Origin of the sequence: Tatumella ptyseos ATCC 33301, assembly GCF_000735525.1 — a bacterium.
Taxonomy (GTDB): Bacteria; Pseudomonadota; Gammaproteobacteria; order Enterobacterales; family Enterobacteriaceae; genus Tatumella; species Tatumella ptyseos.
The window spans coordinates 13,682-36,100 of sequence record NZ_JMPR01000053.1; the positions used below are offsets into that span (position 1 = coordinate 13,682).

General features: G+C 52.6%; 25 protein-coding genes. 17 read left to right on the plus strand and 8 right to left on the minus strand.

What is annotated here, in order from left to right:
* Positions 1-86: 86 nt before the first annotated feature.
* The 6 genes from GTPT_RS15865 to GTPT_RS15890 all read left to right on the plus strand — a co-directional run bounded on the left by GTPT_RS15865 (position 87) and on the right by GTPT_RS15890 (position 4,117).
* The gene (locus GTPT_RS15865) at positions 87-593 is read left to right on the plus strand and encodes a SprT family zinc-dependent metalloprotease (protein ID WP_025902740.1); all 507 of its coding nucleotides are present in this window, start codon (positions 87-89) and stop codon (positions 591-593) included.
* 181 nt (positions 594-774) lie between these two features.
* Positions 775-1,506, plus strand: coding sequence for a 16S rRNA (uracil(1498)-N(3))-methyltransferase (gene rsmE, locus GTPT_RS15870; protein ID WP_029991465.1), 732 nt, complete (start codon positions 775-777; stop codon positions 1,504-1,506).
* Positions 1,507-1,607: 101 nt separating this feature from the next.
* Entirely contained in the window at positions 1,608-2,555 is a 948-nt protein-coding gene (gene gshB, locus GTPT_RS15875; RefSeq protein ID WP_029991463.1) for a glutathione synthase, read from the plus strand.
* A gap of 71 nt (positions 2,556-2,626) precedes the next feature.
* A complete protein-coding gene (locus tag GTPT_RS15880) occupies positions 2,627-3,190 on the plus strand; it encodes a YqgE/AlgH family protein (RefSeq protein ID WP_025902743.1) in 564 nt (187 codons plus the stop codon).
* Positions 3,190-3,609, plus strand: a complete 420-nt coding sequence (ruvX, locus tag GTPT_RS15885; RefSeq protein ID WP_025902744.1) for a Holliday junction resolvase RuvX — start codon at positions 3,190-3,192, stop codon at positions 3,607-3,609. Before GTPT_RS15880 ends, ruvX begins: the two co-directional genes overlap by 1 nt.
* 124 nt (positions 3,610-3,733) lie before the next feature.
* Positions 3,734-4,117 (plus strand): protease inhibitor I42 family protein, encoded by a 384-nt coding sequence (locus GTPT_RS15890; RefSeq protein ID WP_051170918.1) that lies wholly within the window; start codon positions 3,734-3,736, stop codon positions 4,115-4,117.
* Between the two features lie 53 nt (positions 4,118-4,170).
* Here the strand turns inward: GTPT_RS15890 and GTPT_RS15895 are convergent, their stop codons facing one another.
* Positions 4,171-5,169: a type IV pilus twitching motility protein PilT gene (locus tag GTPT_RS15895; RefSeq protein WP_029991461.1), complete on the minus strand. Its 999-nt coding sequence runs from the start codon at positions 5,167-5,169 to the stop codon at positions 4,171-4,173.
* 13 nt (positions 5,170-5,182) lie between these two features.
* Here GTPT_RS15895 and GTPT_RS15900 point away from each other — a divergent pair, with 13 nt between their 5' ends.
* Genes GTPT_RS15900 through hemW form a run of 4 tightly spaced genes read left to right on the plus strand, consistent with a single transcriptional unit; the run spans position 5,183 to position 8,201 of the window.
* Positions 5,183-5,887: a YggS family pyridoxal phosphate-dependent enzyme gene (locus tag GTPT_RS15900; protein WP_029991459.1), complete on the plus strand. Its 705-nt coding sequence runs from the start codon at positions 5,183-5,185 to the stop codon at positions 5,885-5,887.
* A 12-nt stretch (positions 5,888-5,899) separates the two neighbouring features.
* Positions 5,900-6,454, plus strand: a complete 555-nt coding sequence (locus tag GTPT_RS15905) for a YggT family protein (protein ID WP_025902748.1) — start codon at positions 5,900-5,902, stop codon at positions 6,452-6,454.
* Between the two features lie 21 nt (positions 6,455-6,475).
* A complete protein-coding gene (rdgB, locus tag GTPT_RS15910) occupies positions 6,476-7,069 on the plus strand; it encodes an RdgB/HAM1 family non-canonical purine NTP pyrophosphatase (protein ID WP_029991458.1) in 594 nt (197 codons plus the stop codon).
* Positions 7,062-8,201, plus strand: coding sequence for a radical SAM family heme chaperone HemW (gene hemW / locus GTPT_RS15915; RefSeq protein WP_029991457.1), 1,140 nt, complete (start codon positions 7,062-7,064; stop codon positions 8,199-8,201). The genes rdgB and hemW overlap by 8 nt, the downstream gene beginning before the upstream one ends.
* A gap of 51 nt (positions 8,202-8,252) precedes the next feature.
* Here hemW and GTPT_RS15920 read toward each other — a convergent pair whose 3' ends face one another.
* The 3 genes from GTPT_RS15920 to trmB all read right to left on the minus strand — a co-directional run bounded on the left by GTPT_RS15920 (position 8,253) and on the right by trmB (position 10,111).
* On the minus strand, positions 8,253-8,978 hold the full coding sequence (locus GTPT_RS15920; RefSeq protein WP_025902751.1) for a DUF2884 family protein: 726 nt from the start codon (positions 8,976-8,978) through the stop codon (positions 8,253-8,255).
* Between the two features lie 69 nt (positions 8,979-9,047).
* Positions 9,048-9,392 (minus strand): YggL family protein, encoded by a 345-nt coding sequence (locus GTPT_RS15925; protein WP_025902752.1) that lies wholly within the window; start codon positions 9,390-9,392, stop codon positions 9,048-9,050.
* Positions 9,392-10,111, minus strand: coding sequence for a tRNA (guanosine(46)-N7)-methyltransferase TrmB (gene trmB / locus GTPT_RS15930; protein WP_025902753.1), 720 nt, complete (start codon positions 10,109-10,111; stop codon positions 9,392-9,394). Before trmB ends, GTPT_RS15925 begins: the two co-directional genes overlap by 1 nt.
* 159 nt (positions 10,112-10,270) lie before the next feature.
* Between trmB and mutY the strand changes: the two genes are divergently transcribed.
* Genes mutY through mltC form a run of 3 tightly spaced genes read left to right on the plus strand, consistent with a single transcriptional unit; the run spans position 10,271 to position 12,757 of the window.
* Complete coding sequence (gene mutY / locus GTPT_RS15935) at positions 10,271-11,359, plus strand: A/G-specific adenine glycosylase (RefSeq protein ID WP_029991456.1); 1,089 nt, start codon at positions 10,271-10,273, stop codon at positions 11,357-11,359.
* Positions 11,356-11,628 (plus strand): oxidative damage protection protein, encoded by a 273-nt coding sequence (locus GTPT_RS15940; protein WP_025902755.1) that lies wholly within the window; start codon positions 11,356-11,358, stop codon positions 11,626-11,628. Before mutY ends, GTPT_RS15940 begins: the two co-directional genes overlap by 4 nt.
* 52 nt (positions 11,629-11,680) lie before the next feature.
* Positions 11,681-12,757: a membrane-bound lytic murein transglycosylase MltC gene (gene mltC / locus GTPT_RS15945; RefSeq protein ID WP_025902756.1), complete on the plus strand. Its 1,077-nt coding sequence runs from the start codon at positions 11,681-11,683 to the stop codon at positions 12,755-12,757.
* 48 nt (positions 12,758-12,805) lie between these two features.
* Here mltC and GTPT_RS15950 read toward each other — a convergent pair whose 3' ends face one another.
* Together GTPT_RS15950 and GTPT_RS15955 are read right to left on the minus strand one after the other, a co-directional pair.
* Positions 12,806-14,956: an ornithine decarboxylase gene (locus GTPT_RS15950; protein ID WP_029991472.1), complete on the minus strand. Its 2,151-nt coding sequence runs from the start codon at positions 14,954-14,956 to the stop codon at positions 12,806-12,808.
* Positions 14,957-15,533: 577 nt separating this feature from the next.
* Positions 15,534-16,946, minus strand: a complete 1,413-nt coding sequence (locus GTPT_RS15955; RefSeq protein WP_029991473.1) for an aminotransferase-like domain-containing protein — start codon at positions 16,944-16,946, stop codon at positions 15,534-15,536.
* A gap of 178 nt (positions 16,947-17,124) precedes the next feature.
* Here GTPT_RS15955 and GTPT_RS17190 point away from each other — a divergent pair, with 178 nt between their 5' ends.
* The 3 genes from GTPT_RS17190 (at position 17,125) to GTPT_RS15965 (ending at position 18,845) form a co-directional block, all read left to right on the plus strand.
* Positions 17,125-17,289 carry a DUF1127 domain-containing protein gene (locus GTPT_RS17190; RefSeq protein WP_071780150.1) on the plus strand — a complete coding sequence of 55 codons (165 nt, stop codon included), beginning with the start codon at positions 17,125-17,127 and terminating at the stop codon, positions 17,287-17,289.
* A 223-nt stretch (positions 17,290-17,512) separates the two neighbouring features.
* Entirely contained in the window at positions 17,513-18,517 is a 1,005-nt protein-coding gene (acuI, locus tag GTPT_RS15960; RefSeq protein WP_029991474.1) for an acrylyl-CoA reductase (NADPH), read from the plus strand.
* A 31-nt stretch (positions 18,518-18,548) separates the two neighbouring features.
* On the plus strand, positions 18,549-18,845 hold the full coding sequence (locus GTPT_RS15965; protein ID WP_025902760.1) for an Rdx family protein: 297 nt from the start codon (positions 18,549-18,551) through the stop codon (positions 18,843-18,845).
* Between the two features lie 13 nt (positions 18,846-18,858).
* Here GTPT_RS15965 and GTPT_RS15970 read toward each other — a convergent pair whose 3' ends face one another.
* Together GTPT_RS15970 and GTPT_RS15975 are read right to left on the minus strand one after the other, a co-directional pair.
* Positions 18,859-19,359, minus strand: coding sequence for a PadR family transcriptional regulator (locus GTPT_RS15970; protein ID WP_025902761.1), 501 nt, complete (start codon positions 19,357-19,359; stop codon positions 18,859-18,861).
* Between the two features lie 48 nt (positions 19,360-19,407).
* Positions 19,408-20,202 carry a siderophore-interacting protein gene (locus GTPT_RS15975; RefSeq protein WP_029991475.1) on the minus strand — a complete coding sequence of 265 codons (795 nt, stop codon included), beginning with the start codon at positions 20,200-20,202 and terminating at the stop codon, positions 19,408-19,410.
* 477 nt (positions 20,203-20,679) lie between these two features.
* Between GTPT_RS15975 and treF the strand changes: the two genes are divergently transcribed.
* A complete protein-coding gene (gene treF, locus GTPT_RS15980) occupies positions 20,680-22,314 on the plus strand; it encodes an alpha,alpha-trehalase TreF (RefSeq protein ID WP_029991476.1) in 1,635 nt (544 codons plus the stop codon).
* The last annotated feature ends 105 nt before the right edge of the window (positions 22,315-22,419 follow it).

Consider the following 22,419-nt stretch of genomic DNA (forward strand, 5'->3'; position numbering starts at 1 on the left):
CGGGCAACGTTACCGTTACCCGGGAGGTTTTCCCCCTTCCCGCCCCGCCGATTGAAATCTCCCCGCACAGCGATTATGCTGCCGCTATGAAAACTCCCCGTCTGCCTATTGCTCTTCAGCAAGCTGTTATGCGCTCTTTACGTGAGAATCTGGCGCTTGCAAACCGCACGCTTGAGAAAAACTATGCTGAGCCCGCTCTCCTCTATCAGCAACGGGGTACGATTGCCGGAACGGCCTGGCTGCAGCAGTGGGAAATTCGTTTAAATCCGGTGCTGTTGCTGGAAAATCAGCAGGCTTTTATCGATGATGTCGTTCCTCATGAACTGGCCCATCTGCTGGTCTGGAAAGAGTTTGGCCGGGTGGCGCCTCATGGTAAAGAATGGAAGTGGATGATGGAAACGGTACTGGGTGTCAGCGCCCGGCGGACACATCAGTTTAATACCGGTTCGCTTCAGAAAACCTTTGCCTATACCTGCCCATGCCGCCAGCACCAGCTGACCGTACGCCGGCATAACCGGGTGCTGCGTGGAGAAACACGTTACCGGTGTACCCATTGTGGCAATGACTTACGTGCGGTACCGCAGCGTGACTGATCACACTTTTCTCCCCTGAGCAGGGAGGCTATGACATAATCCTGCGGGTCTCTGCTGAGCTGTTACTGCACTAAAAAATAGCGGACAGCAGTTGACGTTATCTTCACAGGCAGAGACACTGACTATTATTTTTTATTACTGGCTGTCCGCCCGGCGACAGCCCTGAACTGGCAGATTTTTCATGCGCGTACCCCGCATCTATCACCCTGAACATGTAGTAAGTCATAGCGAAATAGAGTTAAGCGAAGAAGCCGCAAACCATGTCGGTCGTGTGCTGCGGATGACCTCCGGTCAGTTACTGGATATTTTCGACGGCAGTAATCAGGTCTTCAGTGCCACCATTACGCATGCGGATAAGAAAAGAGTCAGAGTACAACTGGCTGAAGGTGTCACCGATAACCGTGAATCACCACTTTCTCTGCATCTCGGGCAGGTAATTTCCCGCGGTGAGAAAATGGAGTTTACTATCCAGAAATCCATTGAACTGGGGGTGAACTGCATTACTCCGCTGCTCTCCGAACGTTGCGGTGTCCGGCTGGATGCGGAACGTCTGGAGAAAAAACGTCAGCAGTGGCAAAAAATTGCCATTGCTGCCTGTGAACAATCGGGCAGAAACCGGATACCGGAAATTCGTCCGGTCATGTCACTGAGTGACTGGTGTGCAGAACAGGAAGACGGATTGAAGCTGAATCTTCATCCGCGAGCTAGCCAAAGTATTAATACCCTCCCCTTGCCGGTGAGCCACGTACGCCTGCTGATTGGACCTGAGGGAGGTCTGAGTACGGATGAGATAGCAATGGCCGCGGATCAGGGATTCACCGATATACTGCTTGGCCCGCGAGTGCTGAGAACAGAGACCGCCGCATTAAGCGTTATCACTGCACTACAGGTCCGGTTTGGTGACCTGGGCTGAGACAAAGATTTACCGGCACCTGCGGTAAAACCTCCGGGAGCCTGAACCGGTAATATCCGTTAATGATAAGGTAGTCACTGCTGCCTTCCGAGGAGAGAAGAATGATTAAGCTTGGCATAGTGATGGACCCTATTGCGGACATCAATATTAAAAAAGATACCAGCTTCGCAATGCTGCTGGAAGCGCAGCGCCGGGGTTACGAAATTCATTATATGGAGATGAATGACCTGCACCTGCGCGGTGGCGTTGCTTCTGCACGAACCCGCCTGTTAACGGTTGAGCAGAACTATGACGGCTGGTATCAGTTTGGCAGTGAGCAGGAAGTCCCGCTGGCGGATCTGGATGTGATCCTGATGCGTAAGGATCCACCGTTCGATACCGAATTTATCTATGCCACTTATATTCTGGAAAGAGCGGAAGAGCTCGGGACCCTGGTGGTCAATAAACCCGGCAGCCTGCGTGACTGTAACGAAAAGCTGTTCACCGCCTGGTTTGCCGAACTGACCCCGGATACGCTGGTCACCCGCAGCCAGGAAAAACTGCGCGAATTCTGGCAGGAACATGGCGATATCATCATGAAACCTCTGGATGGCATGGGCGGGACCTCCATTTTCCGTGTGAAACAGGATGATCCTAACTTTTCAGTGATCTGTGAGGCGCTAACGCATAATGCCACCACCTTCTGTATGGCTCAGAACTATTTACCTGCCATTAAAGAAGGAGATAAGCGTGTGCTGGTCGTTGATGGTGAGCCGGTACCTTACTGTCTGGCCCGCATTCCGAAATCCGGTGAAACCCGCGGTAATCTGGCAGCCGGTGGACGTGGCGAAGCACGACCATTAAGTGAAAGCGACTGGGCGATTGCCCGAAAAGTGGCTCCGGTACTGAAAGAGAAAGGTCTGATTTTTGTCGGCCTGGACATTATCGGTGATCGTCTCACTGAAATTAATGTCACCAGTCCAACCTGTGTACGTGAAATTGAGGCTGCATTCCCCATTTCTGTCACCGGCATGCTGATGGATGCTATTGAAAAACGTCTGGCACGCTAACCTGTCGCCACACGCTTACCGGCAGCCCGGGGCTGCCGGAGACTTATTAAAAATAAACTGATCAGGCCCGTATGAATTTAGAACACCATTTCCTTATCGCGATGCCTTCGTTACAGGACACGTTGTTTAAACGTTCCGTCGTCTATATCTGTGAGCATAATGATGAAGGCGCTATGGGCTTAATCGTTAATAAGCCAATGGAAAACCTGACGATTGAAGGTATCCTGAAAAAATTAGAGATTACGCCGACACCCACCCACGGCAGCAGAGTACTGGACTATCCGGTCTACAATGGCGGCCCGATGGCCGAAGATCGCGGGTTCATATTGCATACCCCTTCGCACAATTTTTCTTCCAGTATTTCCATTTCTGAAGATACCGTACTGACCACATCAAAAGATGTCCTTGAATCTCTGGGCCGTGAACAGCAACCCGAAAATGTGATTGTCGCGCTGGGTTACTGCACATGGGATCAACAGCAACTGGAGAGTGAAATTCTGGAAAACTCGTGGCTGACGGTCCCGGCGACCCCGGAGATCCTGTTCCATACCCCGGCGTCTGAGCGCTGGCGCAGTGCGGCCAGGCTGATTGGTGTGGATATTTGCCAGATTGCCAGCGAAGCGGGGCATGCCTGATGTCGGTCAAAACATTGCTCGGTTTCGATTTCGGAACAAAAAGTATCGGGATCGCTATCGGTCAGCAACTGACCGGAACAGCCCGCCCCCTGACCGCGATTAAGGCTCAGGACGGCATTCCTGACTGGTCAAAAATTGAAAAGCTGCTGAAAGAATGGCAACCGGATTTAGTCGTCGTCGGTTTACCACTGAATATGGACGGTACTGAGCAGCCACTGACTGCCCGTGCCCGTAAATTTGCCAACCGCCTGCATGGCCGCTTTGGCGTCGCCGTGGAATTACAGGACGAACGGCTAAGTACGGTGGAAGCCCGTGCGGATCTGTTTGAACATGGCGGATATAAAGCGTTGAGTAAAGGTAATGTGGATTCAGGCTCCGCGGTGATCATTCTGGAAAGCTGGTTCGATCACCACGCCTGATGAAAATGATCCCGTACTGATCAGCGTCAGCAATACTTCCGGCAATACGCTTTACTATCTATACGGCTAAGTGATCATCCATGCCAGAATTGAATTTTACATCAGCATAAACGGGGAGTTATCGATGAAACAAAGTATCAAAGGTCTGCTGTGCAGCGCACTCTGCTGTTTGACGCTATCTGCCGTAGCGGCACCACATCCGTCAAGCCTGCAAGGTGTTACCGGCAAACCGGTGGCTCTGACGCTGGATGCGAACCCAACCACCGGGTATCAATGGATGGTCAGCAGGTTACCCCAGGGTTTACTGTTAATTCCCGGCGATTACACCCAGTCTTCTGACTGTAAACCAGGCATGGTCGGCTGTGGCGGACAACAGACGTTTTATCTGCTGGCAGAAAAACCCGGCATTTCCACTCTGAAACTGATCTACGGCCGTACGTTTGATAAAACCAGTTGGCAGGAAAAGAGTATCCGGGTGGAGATCAGCGCTGCTCCGGTGAAAAAGTAATACAGGCCCCTCCTCCGCTATTATCCGCTTTGCGATAAAATTATTCTCAGGGTTCAGGACAGTGGCAGCGGAGGGCTCTGCCTCAGGGCTTGTGAAAAACTTTGCATTCCCGACTGCATACCGGTCTCAATCATTCCCGGCAGTTGGTGCGTTTTACCCTCACGGATCACATTAGCCACCGCAGGAGTATTCACCAGCACTTCAAAAATCGCCCGCTGCTCTGCCCCTGGCGTCCCCGTGCTGAGCAATCGCTGACTGATCACTGCCGCCAGGCTTTGAGCCAGCTGGGTTCTGACCAGTGCTTTATCATCGGCCGGTGCACTTTCCAGAAGTCTTTCCACCGATTGTGCGGCATTCACCGTATGCAATGTCGCCAGCACCAGATGGCCGGTTTCTGCTGCCGTCAGCGCGAGGCGCAAAGTCCGGTTGTCCCGTAATTCACCCAGCATAATAATATCCGGGTCCTGCCGTAGCGCTGCCGTCAGGCCTTCACTGAACGTCGAAAAATGGGCTCCTGCCTCCCGTTGCTGAATAAGAGAGCGCTGGCTGTGGTGAAGATATTCAATCGGGTCTTCCAGCGTAATAATGTGGCGTGCCGCACTGGTGTTCACCCGGCCAATCATGGCCGCCAGAGAGGTCGATTTTCCGCAGCCTGTCGCACCGGCCACCAGCAGCAGGCCATTGTTTCGTTCCAGTAACCGATAGCTGATCGCGGGTAATCCCAGTGCCTCCATCGCCGGGACTTCTGCACGCAGAATACGCAGTGACAGTGATAAACCGCATTGTTGCCGGAACAGGGAGGCGCGTAACCGCGTTCCGTCTGTTGCTGTTATCGCCAGATCACAGTGCCCCTGTCGGGAGAGCTGTTGCTGCTGCAGGCGGCCCAGCCATCGTTCACAGAAATTACTGATCTGTTGTCCGGTCACCGGAGCCGTATTATTCAGGGCTTCGAGTTGTCCGTGACATCGCCACCAGGGGAAATGTCCACAGCAGAGATGCAGATCGGAGGCATTATGCTTTACACTAAGGGCAATAATTTCATCCAACTCCATAAAATAGTCCGTTATGACTTTCATCCAGCATAATTTACAGCAAGTCCGGCAGCGTCTCGGTGCTGCTGCCGAAAACTGCGGCCGGGATCCACAGCAAATTACGTTGCTGGCCGTCAGTAAAACCAAACCTGTGAGTGCTATCCGGGAAGCATGGCAGGCAGGCCAGCGGTGTTTCGGCGAGAATTACGTCCAGGAAGGGGTCGAAAAAATTGCTCAAACCCGGGATTTGCCGGAAGCTGAATGGCACTTTATCGGCCCGTTGCAATCCAATAAGAGCCGTCTGGTGGCTGAGAATTTTTCCTGGTGTCATACCATTGACCGGCTGAAACTGGCGCAGCGTCTGAATGACCAGCGTCCGTCACATCTGCCGCCACTCAATGTACTGATACAGGTCAATATCAGTGATGAGCAGAGTAAATCCGGCATTTCTCCGCATGAAATACCGGCGCTGGCTCAGCAGATTGCACTGTTGCCGCAACTGAAGCTCCGTGGTCTGATGGCTATTCCTGCTCCGGAGACAGAATATCAGGCACAGCTCGCGGTCTGCCGTCGGATGGCGGAGGAATTCCGTACACTTAGTACGGCATACAGCAATATTGATACGCTATCGCTGGGAATGAGCGATGATATGGAAGCTGCCATTGAAGCCGGCAGCACGATGGTACGTGTCGGTTCAGCCATTTTCGGTGCCCGTCACTATCCGCCATCTTCACAATAACTGAGGACACTCATGTACACTCTGACTTTTCTGGTCAAAACAATTATCGATCTTTACGTCATGGTGCTGCTATTACGCATCTGGATGCAATGGGCTCGCTGTGATTTCTATAATCCACTGGCTCAGTTTATCGTCAAAATCACCCAGCCGGTGATCCGCCCCCTGCGTCGGGTTATTCCTGCTATCGGACCTATCGATACAGCCTCGCTGGTGCTGGCACTGGTGCTGACGATTATAAAATTCCCGGTGCTGATGCTTATCCAGTCCGGCGGGTTTGCTATCGGCCCTTACAATATTCTGATAGGTGTCCTGTCATTGCTGAAAGCGGCCGGTAACCTGGTCTTCTGGGTCATCCTGGTACGTTCATTAATGAGCTGGGTCAGTCAGGGACGCGGCCCGATGGATTATGTTCTGCTGCAACTGACCGAACCGCTGATGTCCCCAATCCGCCGTTTTCTGCCGGCTATGGGCGGCATCGACTTCTCGGCCATGGTGGTCGTGCTGATCCTTTATGCGCTGAATTTCCTTGGGATGGATATCTTCCCCGGGCTCTGGTACCTGCTGTAATCCTGAATTATTGGAAAAATTATGCAAAAAGTAGTTCTGGCGACCGGTAATGCCGGAAAAGTACGTGAGCTGGCCGAACCGCTGGCGGCTTTCGGCCTGGACATCGTCGCTCAGACCGACCTCGGCGTGGATGCGCCGGAAGAAACCGGTCTGACCTTTATCGAAAACGCGCTGTTGAAAGCACGCCATGCTGCACAGGTCACCGGCCTGCCGGCCATAGCCGACGATTCCGGACTGGCGGTAGAGGCATTGAACGGTGCCCCGGGCATCTGGTCTGCCCGCTATGCCGGCGAAGATGCCAGCGACAGACAGAACCTGGATAAATTACTGGCGGCGATGAAAGACGTGCCGGAAGATAAGCGCCATGCCGCATTCCATTGCGTCCTGGTCTATCTTCGTCATGCAAATGACCCGACACCGCTGGTCTTCCACGGGCGCTGGCCTGGAGTGATCACCCGTGAAGCCCATGGCGAAGGCGGATTCGGTTATGACCCGGTGTTTTTGCTGCCGGAGTCAGGTAAGACAGCAGCAGAGATGACCAAAGCAGAAAAGCTGGCAGTCTCTCATCGCGGTCAGGCACTAAAACAATTACTGGATGCGCTGGGTCATGGGTAATCTGCCACCGCTGAGTCTGTATATCCATATTCCATGGTGTGTGCAGAAATGTCCCTACTGCGACTTCAACTCACATGCGCTGAAGGGTGATGTTCCGCATATGGAATACGTCGGCCATCTGCTGGCTGACCTGGATAATGACATCGCCCTCACTTCCGGCCGTGAGGTCTCCACCATTTTTATTGGCGGAGGCACCCCCAGTCTGTTAAGCAGCGAGGCGATGCAGGCTCTGCTTGATGGCGTACGCCAGCGTGTGCCTGTCGCCGCCGGTGCCGAGATCACCATGGAGGCGAATCCGGGGACGGTGGAAGCCGACCGTTTCAGCGGCTATCAGCGGGCCGGTGTTAACCGGATTTCGATTGGTGTGCAGAGTTTCAGTCAGCAAAAGCTGGAACGTCTTGGGCGTATCCACGGGCCGGAAGAAGCTAAACGGGCAGCGAATTTAGCCGCGGGGCTGGGCCTGCGGAGTTTTAATCTCGACCTGATGCACGGCTTGCCGGATCAATCACTGGACGAAGCGCTGGACGATTTACGTCAGGCGATTGCCCTGGCACCGCCGCACCTGTCATGGTATCAGCTGACTATCGAGCCTAATACCCTGTTTGCCTCACGGCCACCGGTACTGCCGGATGATGATGACCTGTGGGATATTTTCGAGCAGGGCCATCAGCTACTGACCGCGGCGGGCTATCAGCAGTATGAAACCTCCGCCTATGCTAAACCCGGCCTGCAATGTCAGCATAACCTCAACTACTGGCGTTTTGGTGATTACCTGGGCATCGGATGTGGTTCACACGGTAAATTAACGCAGCCGGACGGTGAAATCATCCGTAGCGTGAAGACCCGTCATCCTCGTGGCTTTATGCGGGGCGAATATCTGGATAAGCGTTATACCGTTACCGATAATGAAAAACCGTTTGAATATTTCATGAATCGTTTCCGGCTGTCGGAGCCTTGCCCGCGTGAGGAATTCGTCCGGTATACCGGGCTTAGCGAGCAGCACATCCGGCCTGCGCTGGATAAAGCGATTGCTGCGGGATATCTGAATGAATCTGAAAATGCCTGGCAGGTCAGTGAAAAAGGCAGACTGTTTCTGAACAGCCTGCTGGAGATTTTTCTGGAACAGGAATAACGCCTGCTTTACCGCCCGCCACAGTGAATTGCGGCGGGCAGTTCTGAACGGTTACTGATCCAGTTGCTGATAGATGGCAGTCCGTTGTTTTTCCAGCGATCCGGCTTTTTGACAAACCTCATGACCAAACTGCTGAAAGTCAGCTTCCTGCTTATTCACTTCACTGCGCACCGCTTGTTGCAGTCCCCCCAGGTTCCCCATCAGGGCCTGTAGCGGATTACTGCCATTCCCTCCGTTACCGGAGCTGCTGCCCAGTTCATTGAGACTATCCTGCAAAATACCACCCATGGTGCTCTGTACCAGCTTATCACCCTCAGCACGTACCTGATCGATAGCGGCGTGATGGAACATTAGTCCATCGCTGCGGTGTTCAATGATCCGGTTCATCTGCGCTTTCAGTTGAGTATCCAGCGTTGTCAGCCGGGTCCGGACATGACTGCCGCTGCCCAGCTTTTCGACGATGATTTTATCCAGTGCAACACGGCTGGTTTCCAGACGCTGACGAGCCCCCTGGTCTATCCAGGGTAAATCACGCCGCACAGCCGCCTGATAAGCAATGGCCTGCTGACGCAGTGTTTGGTCCGGCGTTACCGCTTTACCGTTAAACGTCATCTCTCCCTGAGGAGTGATGGTCAGATTGCCATTACTGCCACTGACAGCAACCTGCTGTGCCGTGACAGTAATATCATCCTGCGGCTTCACAGAACATTGATAATCGGCCCGGGCAACCTGGGCGGTTGCCAGCAATATTCCGGCAGCGATCACTTTACGTAGCATGCACACTCCTATCTGTCTGAACATCGGATACTGATAGCGCATTAGCGCGCTGAGAGCGAAATACCGCTATCAGAGTTCAGCAGCGTCTTCATCCCACCAGACATCAAACAGTTCAGTGACTTTAATGTCGGACAGCTGACGAGCTTCCAGCCACTCACGTACCGCTTTACGATGTTCTTCGGTACATTTACCGGTCTGCTGCAGGCAGACCAGCCCTTCCCACTGCAGATATCCACTGCCATCGTAGGCCAGGCCATTCGGCTCGATAACCTCATCCACAAAAGCATCCAGGGTGGCATCAATATCGGTTTCAGAGGTGCCGGCAGCGAACGTCCAGCTGACAGAAAAGCCCAGTTCCTGGAATTCCGCCAGGTGCATTTTTTTACGTAAACGACGACTGCGTTGTACTGTCATTATTTGATCCTCTCAAACATTAAGTCCCAAACTCCATGGCCAAGACGCTGACCACGTTGTTCAAATTTAGTGACCGGGCGCGATGCCGGGCGCGGTACAAAGGTTCCGTCCGCAGACTGGTTCTGAAACCCGGGGATGCTTTGCATGACTTCCAGCATGTGCTCCGCATAGTTTTCCCAGTCGGTGGCCATGTGGAACACGCCGCCCAGCTTCAGCTTGCGTAATATCAGTTCAGCAAAAGGTACCTGTACAATACGGCGTTTATTATGACGCGCTTTATGCCACGGGTCAGGGAAAAACAGCTGTACCATGCGTAATGAATTATCCGGGATCATCGTTTCCAGCACTTCCATCGCATCATGACACATGACGCGCAGATTGCTGACACCCGCTTCGTGGGCCGATCCCAGACAGGCTCCGACACCCGGCGCATGAACTTCGATACCGAAGAAGTCCTGGTGCGGGTTTTGCTCAGCCATGGTGACCAGCGATGCCCCCATACCGAAGCCGATTTCCAGCACGACCGGTGATTCCCGGCCGAACAGCTCTGCAAAATTAACCGGCTGCGGAGTAAACTCGACACCCATCTGTGGCCAGTAGTGATCCAGCGCGTGTTGCTGTCCTTTTGTCAGCCGTCCCTGACGGCGGACAAAGCTGCGAATACGTCGCAGCGGACGGCCGTCTTCGTCAAATTCCGGCGTGATGACATCATTGATCATAGGAGTGCCTGTTGGTTTACCTTTTCGGGAAAAACGGGAATTATGCAAAGTTCGGCCACGGAAGCAAGCCTTTGCAATCTTCATGTTTACAGTCAGGCAGGTCTGTGCTGGAATTCCTGCCCTGATCTTAGCTTAGCTTCTGTGGAAATATTTGCTGTTATGATGCAATCGTCGCTTTTTGCGCAACAAACCCTGGACTGGTACCAACAGTACGGGCGTAAGACCCTGCCATGGCAGCAGGAAAAAACTCCCTACAAAGTCTGGCTGTCTGAAGTCATGCTGCAGCAGACCCAGGTAGCGACGGTGATCCCTTACTTCCAGCGGTTTATGTCACGCTTTCCGACCGTAAGTGACCTGGCGGCGGCACCTCTTGATGAGGTTTTGCATCTGTGGACCGGACTGGGTTACTACGCCAGGGCCCGTAACCTGCACAAAGCCGCCTGCCAGATAACAGAAAAGCATGGGGGGATTTTCCCACAAAACTTTGAGGATGTCGCGGCCCTGCCGGGCGTCGGACGCTCTACCGCCGGCGCAATTCTTTCATTATCTCTGGGCCAGCATTATCCCATCCTCGACGGGAATGTGAAACGGGTATTGGCCCGTTGTTATGCCATTGAGGGATGGCCCGGAAAAAGCGATGTGGAAAAACGGCTCTGGAAACTCAGCGAGGAAGTGACACCGGCCCGCGGCGTCAGCCAGTTTAACCAGGCGATGATGGATTTGGGGGCCATGGTCTGTACCCGCTCCCGGCCTAAGTGCGAGATCTGCCCGCTGCAATCGGGGTGCATTGCCTTTGCTCATCATACCTGGGAGAAATATCCCGGGAAAAAACCGAAAAAGACGCTGCCGGTGAAAACAGCCTGGTTTTTATTAGTCAGACAGGGTGACAATGTGCTGTTGCAGCAACGGCCCCCGGTTGGCATCTGGGGCGGGTTATACTGTTTTCCGCAATTCGACAGCGAACAGGCAATGTTCAGCTGGTTAAGCGCGCACAATATCGGCGGTGAGCCCCAACCGATGACGGCATTCCGTCATACTTTCAGCCATTTCCATCTGGAAATTGTGCCCTGGTTACTGACATCACCGGAATTTGGCGCGTTAATGGATGAAAGTGGCAGTCTCTGGTATAACTTAGCCCGAGCTCCCGCGGTCGGACTGGCAGCCCCGGTTGAGCGACTGTTACATGAACTGAAACACCCGCAACAGATGGCATTACATTCGCGTAAGCCTAATGAGGAAGAATTATGAGCCGCACTATTTTTTGTACCTATCTGCAACGCGAAGCCGAAGGCCAGGATTTTCAGCTGTATCCGGGAGAACTGGGCGCCCGCATTTTCCGGGAAATTTCAAAACCGGCCTGGCAGGAATGGATGACAAAACAGACGATGCTGATCAATGAAAAAAAACTCAGCATGATGAACCCTGAAGACAGAAAAGTGCTGGAACAGGAAATGATCAACTTCCTGTTTGAGGGTAAAGACGTTCATATTGAAGGCTATACTCCACCGGCACAGTAACCGGCCGGTCCTCATCCGAAACCTTACATCCTACAATCAGCCAAACAAAAAAATGAAAAAACTGTACCCGTTTCTGGTGATTGCCCCATTACTGGTTTCCTGCTCCAGTCATAAGCCCCCGGCGTTTAATGAAGACTGGGTGAAGGACACCAATGGTTTCGATATTCTGATGGGCCAGTTTGCCCATAACATCGAGAATATCTGGGGGATCAATGAGGTCCTGATTGCCGGTCCGAAAGACTATGTGAAGTACAGTGACAATTATTATACCCGTAGTCACATTAACTTCGACAGCGGTAAAATAACCGTCGAGACCATCGCCGGGACGGATCCGATGGCAAGCCTGCGGCAGGCAATCATCACCACGTTACTGGTTGGCGAAAACCCGGGTAACGTCGATCTGTACTCCGATGCGAATGATATCAAACTCAGCCAGGAACCCTTGCTGTATGGTGAAGTGCTGGATAATACCGGTCATTCCATTCGCTGGGAGGGCCGGGCCGCCAGTTTTGCCGACTACTTACTGAAACACCGCCTGCAGCGCCGTATGTCAGGGCTGCATGTCATTTGGTCCGTGACTATACCGATGGTGCCTAACCATCTGAATAAACGTGCTCACAAGTATTTGCCGTTGGTTCGTCAGGCTTCGGAACAGTATGGTGTTGATGCCTCACTGATCCTGGCAATTATGCAGATAGAGTCCAGCTTTAACCCCTACGCCGTCAGCAATTCTGATGCACTGGGACTGATGCAGGTGGTACAGCATACCGCCGGTGTGGATGTTTTCCGTATGAAAGGTAAGTGGGGTAAACCCAGCCGGAGTTATCTGCTGGACCCGGAAAATAATATTGATGCCGGTACCGCGTATCTCTCATTGCTGCAGAAAAGTTATCTCGCAGGGATCACTAACCCGCTATCGCGACGTTATGCGGTGATCACCGCTTATAATGGCGGTGCCGGGAGTGTACTGAGGGTATTCTCCGGTAACAAAGACCAGGCTCTTGATATGATTAATGCCATGTCTCCGGATGAAGTGTACCAGACACTGGTTAACAACCATCCGTCAATGGAATCACGCCGTTACCTGTATAAAGTGAACAACGCTGAGCGCAGCTATTATCGTTATTGACCGGAACCCCGGAGCCTGAATGGCTCCGGGATCTGTCGTTCAGGCCGCTTACGCCCCGGGAAGAACAACCCAGCCATACAGCCGTTCATTCTGTTGTTCATCTTCGCGGATATAGACGCCCTGCAGTTCCGGAGAGAAGCCCGGTAACTGATTGATGCCTTCTTCCAGTGCCAGAAAGTAATCCCGCACCGCCCCGCCCCAGATTTCACCAGGAACGACGCAAAGCACACCCGGCGGATAAGGCAAAGCTCCTTCGGCCGCTATCCGGCCACTGGCTTCCGCCAGCGGGACCAGCTCAACTTCACCACGCAGATAAAGATGATGAGCCTTCTGCGCATCCATCGCCACCACAGGCAGACTTTTTTCCCGGAACATGGCTTTTTGCAGATCTTTGACCCGATAGCTGACATAAAGATTATGCATTTCCTGGCATAAACGGCGCAAAGTGTACCCCTGGTAACGCTGCTCATACTTGCGGTAGATCGTAGGCAGTACATCTTCCAGCAATGCATCCTGTTGCACATGTTCTTCAAACTGTGCCAGCATCGCGACCAGATGTGCCATTTTATCTGCACTTTCTGCCGGGGTAAGCAGGAACAGAATCGAGTTCAGGTCGCATTTTTCCGGCACAATACCGTTTTCCCGCAGGTAATGTGCGAGGATCGTCGCCGGGATCCCGAAGTCGCTGTACTCGCCGGTGGCTGCATCAATACCGGGCGTGGTCAGCAGTAATTTGCAAGGATCCACCAGATATTGTCCGCGGGCATAACCGGAAAATCCGTGCCACCGCGCCTCCGGTTCAAAACTGAAATAGCGGCGATTGCTGGCCAGTATGCCGGTAGGAATATCCTCCCAGCGCTGCCCGCCCACCGTTTCCGGCAGGAACGGCCGGATCATTTGGCATCGGGACAGGATAGCTTTACGCGCTTCAATCCCCAGGATGACACAGTCCTGCCACATCTTCCGTCCGGCCTGCCCCTGGTGAATTTTTGCGTTCACATCCAGTGCGGCAAACAGCGGGTAAAACGGGCTGGTGGAAGCATGCAGCATAAACGCATTGTTCAGGCGCTTATGCGGACAGAACCGCCGCTGCCCGCGGATATGATTATCCTTTTTATGGATCTGAGAAGTCTGGGAAAAACCTGCCAGCTGCTTATGGACCGACTGAGTGACAAATATGCCGGGATCTTCCGGGGTCAGTTCCAGTAACAGAGGCGAACAGTCTGCCATCATAGGAATAAACTGTTCATACCCGAGCCAGGCGGAGTCGAAAAGAATATAGTCACAGAGGTGACCGATTTTATCCACGACCTGCCGGGCATTGTAAACCGTACCATCATAAGTACCGAGTTGTATGATAGCCAACCGGAACGGGCGTTTATCCTCAGCGCGGTGGGGAGCAACTTTTTGCAGCTGCCCCCGCAGATACTCTTCTTCAAAACAATGAGCATCAATGCCGCCGATAAACCCGAACGGATTCCGCGCCGCTTCCAGATACACCGGTGTGGCGCCGGCCTGAATTAAGGCGCCATGGTGGTTAGACTTGTGGTTATTACGGTCAAATAATACCAGATCGCCCGGGGTCAGCAGGGCATTGGTCACAACTTTATTCGCGCTGGAGGTGCCGTTAAGGACAAAGTAGGTTTTATCTGCGTTGAAGACACGGGCAGCAAATTTCTGGGCATCTTTGGCCGAACCTTCATGGATAAGCAGATCCCCCAGCCGGACATCTGCATTACACATGTCAGAACGGAAAACATTCTCACCATAAAAGTCATAAAACTGCCGGCCGGCCGGATGCTTACGGAAGAACTCTCCTCCCTGATGGCCCGGACAGGCGAAGGTGCTGTTTTTCATCGCCACATAGCGGGTCAGCGTATCGAAAAACGGGGGAAGCAATGTTTGCTGATATTCACAGGCAGCCTCTTCCAGTGCCTGATGGCCGGCATCATCCGGCTGATAAATGCCGCGAACACCCTTCTGCTGAAGCTCCGGGGACAACGGGCCACCGGCTACAAATACCGGTAAGTTGAAGCCACTGTGGTTCAGCAGAGACAGCATCCCCATCGATGCATCCGCATGGGTCAGTACGACGGCAGCAATATCGGTAAAATCGGTATTTTCCAGTGATACCAGCGCTCGCGGTGAAGTGATCTGCGGGATCAGTGCGGCACTGGCCGCAATTTTTAATGGTGTCATGACACAAATCCCCAAAGGTCAAGGATGAGTGGGTGCACATAGGCACGGCAATGAGGATAGTTCCCCGGCGAATAATGTCAGATATCTGGCTGTGAACCGGATCAGGGTTCAGGATGATAGACATCAGTAAAATCAGAACAGTTTCTGTTTTTACTCATGCCCAACAATGAGCCAATGGCTGGCTTCACCGCATGGTGACTGAGTGGATTTTCCGGCAGGTGCCCGTCAACCGCAGGTTAAGGATCCGCAGCCGGGGTAAAACATTACGAGCAGAGCAACGCATCTTTTGCACCGTAATAACCTCTCAGGGCAGTGAATAACGTCAGAAAATAAACGGCGCTCATAATGTCACCTTTGACAGGGACAGGCAAGCAATAATTAATCAAACCCTTCGCGCTAAAAATAAAATTAACTCATTGTTTATTAATGAGAAATAAAAAACATCAGGAATGAATAAACGTATTTACTGATTTTATATTCATTACGAAACGTAACACAGCCCGTCCCTGCTCATTGTTGTGAAAACACTATCCTGCCTGCCCCCCGGTTGAGCATCGGATCCTGTGCAACCACCCCATTATTCCATCGCCATTTTGACGGCCTCACCCAGCTTCACCATCACCTGCCGGTGTTTTTCAATCGGTGGCAGAGCACAATTGATCCTCAGGCAATTTCTGTATTTACCGGAAGCTGAAAATAATGAGCCAGGTGCGACGTGAATTTTCAGACGACATAACTGGCGGGAAACACAAACCATATCGACCTGCGCTGGCAACTCAACCCACAACATAAAGCCCCCTTTCGGCCGGGTCACGCAGATGCCACAGGGAAAGTATTCCCGCAGCCAACCGGTGTAAATTTCCATATTGCGCTGATAAATTTGCCGCATACGGCGCACATGGCGGTGATAATACCCTTCACGAATAAAAGCAGAAACCGCCATCTGGGTTGACGGGACATTAGTGCCGCTGACAGCATATTTTTTCTGCAACAGACGATCGTAATTCCGCCCGGGGATAATCCAGCCAATACGCAGGCCGGGAGCGATGGTTTTGGTAAATGAGCTGCACAGCATCACCCGACCGTCAATATCCATGGAATGGATGGTCTGTGGCCGTGGATAATCGGTGGCCAGATCACCATAAATATCATCTTCGAAAATCACAATGTCATGACTCTGGGCCAGTGCCAGTACCGCTCGTTTACGCTTATCGGGCATGATAAACCCTAGCGGGTTATTGCAGTTCGGTACCAGGATCACCCCTTTGACCGGCCACTGTTCCAGAGCCAGTTCCAGTGCTTCAACACTTATCCCGTTAACAGGATCGGTTGGGATCTCAATGGCTTTAAAGCCTAAGCCGCGCAATAACTGCATTGTGCCGTAATAGGTTGGTGATTCAACCGCGATAATATCCCCGGGCTCGCACACGGCCAGCAAAGCCAGCGATAATGCATTATGACAACCACTGGTGATCACCACGTCATCCGCTGTGACCATCGAACCGGCACCCAGCATCAGGCGTGCGATCTGCTCCCGCAACTCCCTCTGCCCGGTCAGAGCATCATATTTCAGAATATCTCCGCTATCATGACGGATCACTTTGCTGAACTCACGCCACAGCGGTTTCAGACCGGGCTGCTCCATATCCGGTGAACCGCCGCCAAAGGTAATGACGTCTTTATCATCACGCACATTCAGCATGCTCAGCACCTGTTCCCATTGGGTAATCTCCACCGGGCGTTGGATCGGACGAGACATCTGGGGAACCGGAGCCTGTAGCTGTTGCGGAGCCACAAAGTATCCGGAGCGGGGTTGTGCAGTGATCAGTCGTTGTTGTTCAAGCAACTGATAGCTTTGCTGAACGGTACTGATGCTGACACCATGTTCCTGGCTCAGGCGGCGTACTGAAGGTAGTTTTTCGCCTTCCCGGTAGAATCCCTGCTCAATACGCTGCGCCAGAAGATTAGCCAGATGCTGGTAACGCGTCATGCTGTATCCTTAATTTTCACCATACAGATTAATTAACCAGTACAGATAAGTGAATAACCTGCGAAACAGTCACATTTTTAGCTAATCTGTATGCTGAATAAAAGTATTTTTTGTGTCTGTATTGTTTATGCAGGGATCGGTGAAGATAAAGCCTCTGATAACACGCGGGGGTAGCAGAATGGAATTTCATGAAAACAGAGCAAATCAGCCATTTATTGGCTACGTCTTACTGGCCAGATCACTGAAACGAGTATGGCTGCACAGAAGAAACCGGCGGGATCTTCAGCAGGTGAATAATGAGCCACCGAAAACGGCTGGAAAGCGACAGAATGATTCGGATTAACCGCAGCAGATCCCCCTGGCTCGCCAGGCACTGCGAGGCATTTCGGATGTGCGGGAGTTTATACTGCCACAACCGTGGGTATCGCCGATCGTCTTCTGTCGGGATACCTGCAACTCCTTTACGTTATTACGCTGTTTTATTTTAGATATCCGCCCTGATATGCTGAATTGCTGTGTATAACCGCACCGCCTTGTAACGCGCATTATTTATCCGGGAGTTATTCATGTTTCAGGCCATATTGATTGAAAATGACAAACAGGGTTACAGAACCACATTAAGCCGGATAGACGATGCGCAGTTACCTCCGGCATCGGTATCACTCGATGTGTTGTTTTCCGGGCTGAATTATAAAGATGCGCTGGCAATAGAGAATAAGGCACCGATTATCCGTCAGTTTCCGATGGTACCGGGGATCGATTTTGTCGGCCGGGTTACCTCGAGCCGCCATCCACGATGGCGTCCCGGCGACCTGGCTATTCTGACCGGTTACGGGGTCGGTGAAAGTCACTGGGGCGGTCTGGCCGGAAAAGCCTCCGCAGACGGCGACTGGCTGGTCGCGCTTCCTGAAGCGCTAACGCCTGCGGACGCAATGGCCATCGGGACTGCCGGGCTGACCGCAATGCTGTGCCTGATGACCCTGGAAAAGCAAGGGATCACCCCGCAGCAGGGGGAGGTTCTGGTGACCGGTGCCAGCGGAGGCGTCGGGAGCTTTGCCGTCTGGCTGCTGGCAAAAGCGGGTTACCGCGTCATTGCCAGCACAGGAAGGCCCGATGACAGTGAGTATCTGCTGAATACCCTTGGCGCATCACGTATTATTCCGCGTGAAACGCTGAATAAGCCTGCGAAACCGCTGGCGAAAGAACAATGGGCTGCTGCCATAGATACTGTCGGCAGCCATACGCTGAGTAATGTACTGGCAGGCACTGCCCGTTATGGCGTGGTCGCTGCCTGTGGCATGGCTCAGGGACTGGACCTGCCCGCCAGTGTGGCACCCTTTATCTTACGTGCCGTGACTCTGGCCGGGGTCGACAGTGTGATGTGCCCGATGCACCGCCGCCAGCAAGCCTGGGAAAGGCTGGCTTCACTCTGCGACAGTGAACATCTGAGAAGAATGACCAAAACGATACCGCTGGCATCCGCCATCAGTCATGCTGATGACTTACTTCGCGGGCAGGTTCGTGGCAGACTGGTGGTGGATTGTTACTCTTCTGCGGAACCGTCGGTCTGACGATCCGCAGAGCCATTGCTCAGGAAAAAAGATGAAGACTCGCCCGGTGATCACCATACATTATTGCAGCCAGTGCCAGTGGCTGCTTCGTTCTTCCTGGATGGCCCAGGAATTATTAAGTACCTTTGCCGATGATCTGGCCGCCGTTACACTGAAACCCGGTCGCGGCGGGATCTTTGAAATTCATGCCGACGACCATCTGTTATGGGAAAGAAAACGTGACGGTGGTTTTCCGGATGCGGTCAGTCTGAAAAAACGGGTCAGGGACTATTGTTTCCCGGAAAAAGCGCTGGGGCATATTGATAATCCGGGGAAACCCGGCAACTGAGCCGCCCTTACCCTTAGCCCCGTTCAATCCGCTTTGCAGCGTCGTCCAATGCATCGATAATGGCGTACAGCGTTTCCTGCGAGATTTCCGGTTCCGCCAGACGGGTATTCAGTGCCGTCCTCAGGTTATGTACCGCCCTTTCAATCTGCGGGATACGGCGATTTTTCCCGGCCACGGCCAGCGTCTTCAGCCGGGCCGTAATTTCCTGTAATTGCTGCTCACCATCTTTCAGAAATTGTTCCCCGTACCCCGTCAGCTGGTAGCTCTTGCGCCCGGACCCCGGGTTTTGCGGCACAATAGCATCCATCTCTTCCAGCAGCATCAGCGCAGGATAAATAATCCCCGGGCTTGGGCTGTACTCTCCCTGTGCCAGGGTTTCTATCGACTTAATCAGCTCATAACCATGCGCGGGTTGCTGCTGCAGAAAGCTTAAGATCAGTAACCTGATTTCTGCAGCATCCAGCATTTTCTCACGACGACGGCGTTGATGTGATCCGGGTTGGGAAATATTCATAATCTCGTTCCTTTTCTCTGTGCCGGAACCCCCCGGCGGGCAGAGTTATTATCCTTTTCGGTGCCAGTAAGCTACGCCCCGCACCAGGGCGGGATGGCAGTCACGCTGGCCGGTAAAGTAATCACTTAACATTTTGACAGATTCCCCTTCCCCAGTCAGCCAGATGAAATAGTCATCCTGCGGTAACTCCAGTGAAGCCAGTTGTTGCAGGCTGTGCCGGACCCCATCGGTATTCATCGAGCCCGCTCCGTAGCACGTCAGCTCAGCATTGTCCGGTAGCGACGGCAGATAATTTTTTACCAGGGATTCATCGGTAAAAGCCAGCAGGATCAGCTTCTCAGCGTGGGTTTCTGCCAGCCTGCGTTGCAAAGCGGGCAGACCGGTTTCGTCAAAGACGAACAATTGGACCCGGTAATCTGCCGGCACAATCAGTGAGCCACGAGGCCCGCCGACCGCCAGCATATCCCCCGCTTTCGCGTTTTCTGCCCAGTCGCTGGCAACGCCTTTTTCATGGCGATAAAAATCCAGTGTCAGCCGCGATTTCCCGTCGAAAAACAATGGGGTGTAGTCTCTGGCTGCCGGACGCTCTCCGCCTGGCCAGACTATCCCTTCTTCCGTGATTTCCGGCAAACGCAACCGGCCGGTCTGCGGGTCAGGGAAGAAAATCTTACTATGGTCATCAAACCCCGGAGAGTGATAACCCGCAAGCTCTTCGCCGGTAAATTCAATCCGCCAGAATTTTCCGGCAATCAATTGTTTATTGCTGACGGTAATCTGACGAAAACGTAATTCATTTTTTACCCGTTCAGGCAACGCACGTCCCGAGGATAATGTATCTGACATAAAATTCTCCCGCATTAGTCTTCAGCCTTCCCTTCAGGAAGGGTTTTATCATGGAATGATTCTCATTTACCAGATTGTAATCTATCTATGATATATCTTTACTTCAAGAGGAAAACAGGGTTTCTGCCAGGAAAAATGCACCTCCCTGGTGCCAGAACTGTAATTAAAAAATTAAAAATCAATAAGTTAATTAAAACAACACCCGCAATAACGGTAGCATTTTTTGTCTGTCTCGCTGAGTATGGCTGCAGCCGGGCAGGCGGTGCTATGACAATAGTCAAACACTTAGCCCCCCCTTACGCGCGAACTATTACTGAATCGCTGACTGCCTGCCTTCCATCATTATTTTCGTACTTTTCCGCACCCCGGGCTGTGCCTTCGCAGGATTGTCTATACTTAGTGTTTATGAATTGACCAGTTTTCCCGGGTGCTGGCGAGGAGGCAATTATCACTTCATTAAATAAACATCAGCAAACGATGGCGGAACTCCCGGAAGACGGGGACATCGGAATTCATGGCGATCCTTATGAGCTGTGGCTGGAGGGGATGGATGATTATGAACCCGAACCCGGGATCATCGAAGGTCTGCCTGCCGCCGATGCCCTGACACCTTCAGATCGTTATCTGGAGCTATTTGAGCATGTGCAAAATGCACATATATTTCCGGACAGTAAGACCTTTGCCGACTGCTCTCCGAAAGGTGACCCGCTGGATATTCTCATCCTGTATCGCAAGCTGCGCCGGAGCGGGAAAAAGTTTGAACTTGCGGATTTTGTTGCAAAGCATTTTACCCCTCCCCCCGACCATGGTGTTTATCACCACCAGCAGGCGGATAAGCCTATCTGTCAGCATATAGACGACCTCTGGCCGGTACTGGTCAGGGAACCCCGTCAGCATCAGCCATTTTCATCGTTACTGCCTTTACCCAAACCTTATCTTGTTCCCGGCGGACGTTTTGGTGAGGTTTATTACTGGGATTCCTATTTTACAATGCTGGGTTTACCCGAAAGCGGCAGAACCGATCTGCTCAGGGATATGGCCGATAACTTCGCCTGGCTGATTGAGCATTATGGTCATATCCCTAACGGGAACCGGACTTATTATCTGAGCCGCTCACATCCGCCGGTATTTTCGCTAATGGTCGAATTATTTGAAGAAGCAGGACTGCCCGGCAGTAGTCACTATCTGCAGCATTTAATTCGCGAGCATGAATACTGGATGGACGGTGCCGGCTCCCTTCTGCCACAGCAGGCTTACCGGCATGTGGTACGGATGCCCGACGGTTCGCTACTGAACCGTTACTGGGACGACAGGGATACACCTCGGGATGAGGCCTGGCGGGAAGATATAGCCACAGCAAAATATTCAGGTCGTCCGCCTGGTGAGGTGTACCGGGATTTACGAGCCGGTGCGGCTTCCGGCTGGGATTACTCATCACGCTGGCTCAGAGACCCTGACCGGCTGGCAAGTATCCGTACCACACAGTTTATTCCCGTCGATTTGAATGCATTACTGTATAAACTCGAAACGACAATCGTCCGTCTGGCGGAAAATGAAGGCGAAACACTCACCTCACGGACATGGCAGTTAAAAGCCGATGCCCGACGTAAAGCGATGGATCACTATCTGTGGGATGACGTGGATGGGGTTTATCGCGACTATGACTGGCGGCGGAGTACGTTTGGCTCCTTTTCAGCCGCGGCTGTTGTACCGTTGTTCACGGGTATAGCCAGTCCGGTTCAGGCGAAGCGAGTGTCGGCTGAGCTACGCAGATTATTGCTGACTGAGGGAGGACTGGTTTCATCGATGGTAAATAGCGGCGAGCAATGGGATAAACCCAATGGCTGGGCACCGCTGCAATGGATGGCGATTGAAGGACTGAATGCTTATGGTGAAACTGCACTCGCCCGCGAAATTGCGGTGAACTGGCTGAAAACCGTTACCCGTTTCTATTCGCTGCATCATAAGCTGGTTGAAAAATATGATATCAGCAGTGAGCATTCACAGCCCGGAGGGGGTGGTGAATATCCGTTGCAGGATGGTTTTGGCTGGACGAACGGTGTAACACGTAAACTGATGACGATGTATGGGCGTTTTCTGCCAAAGGGGTAAGGGGGCCGGGGGCAATCGGGAGAGTTTTCGTTAGCCGGTCTTCAGGTTTTAAACTCATCTGTTATTTTTATCTCAGACCGGTGAATATTCCGTTCGCTTTGTAAT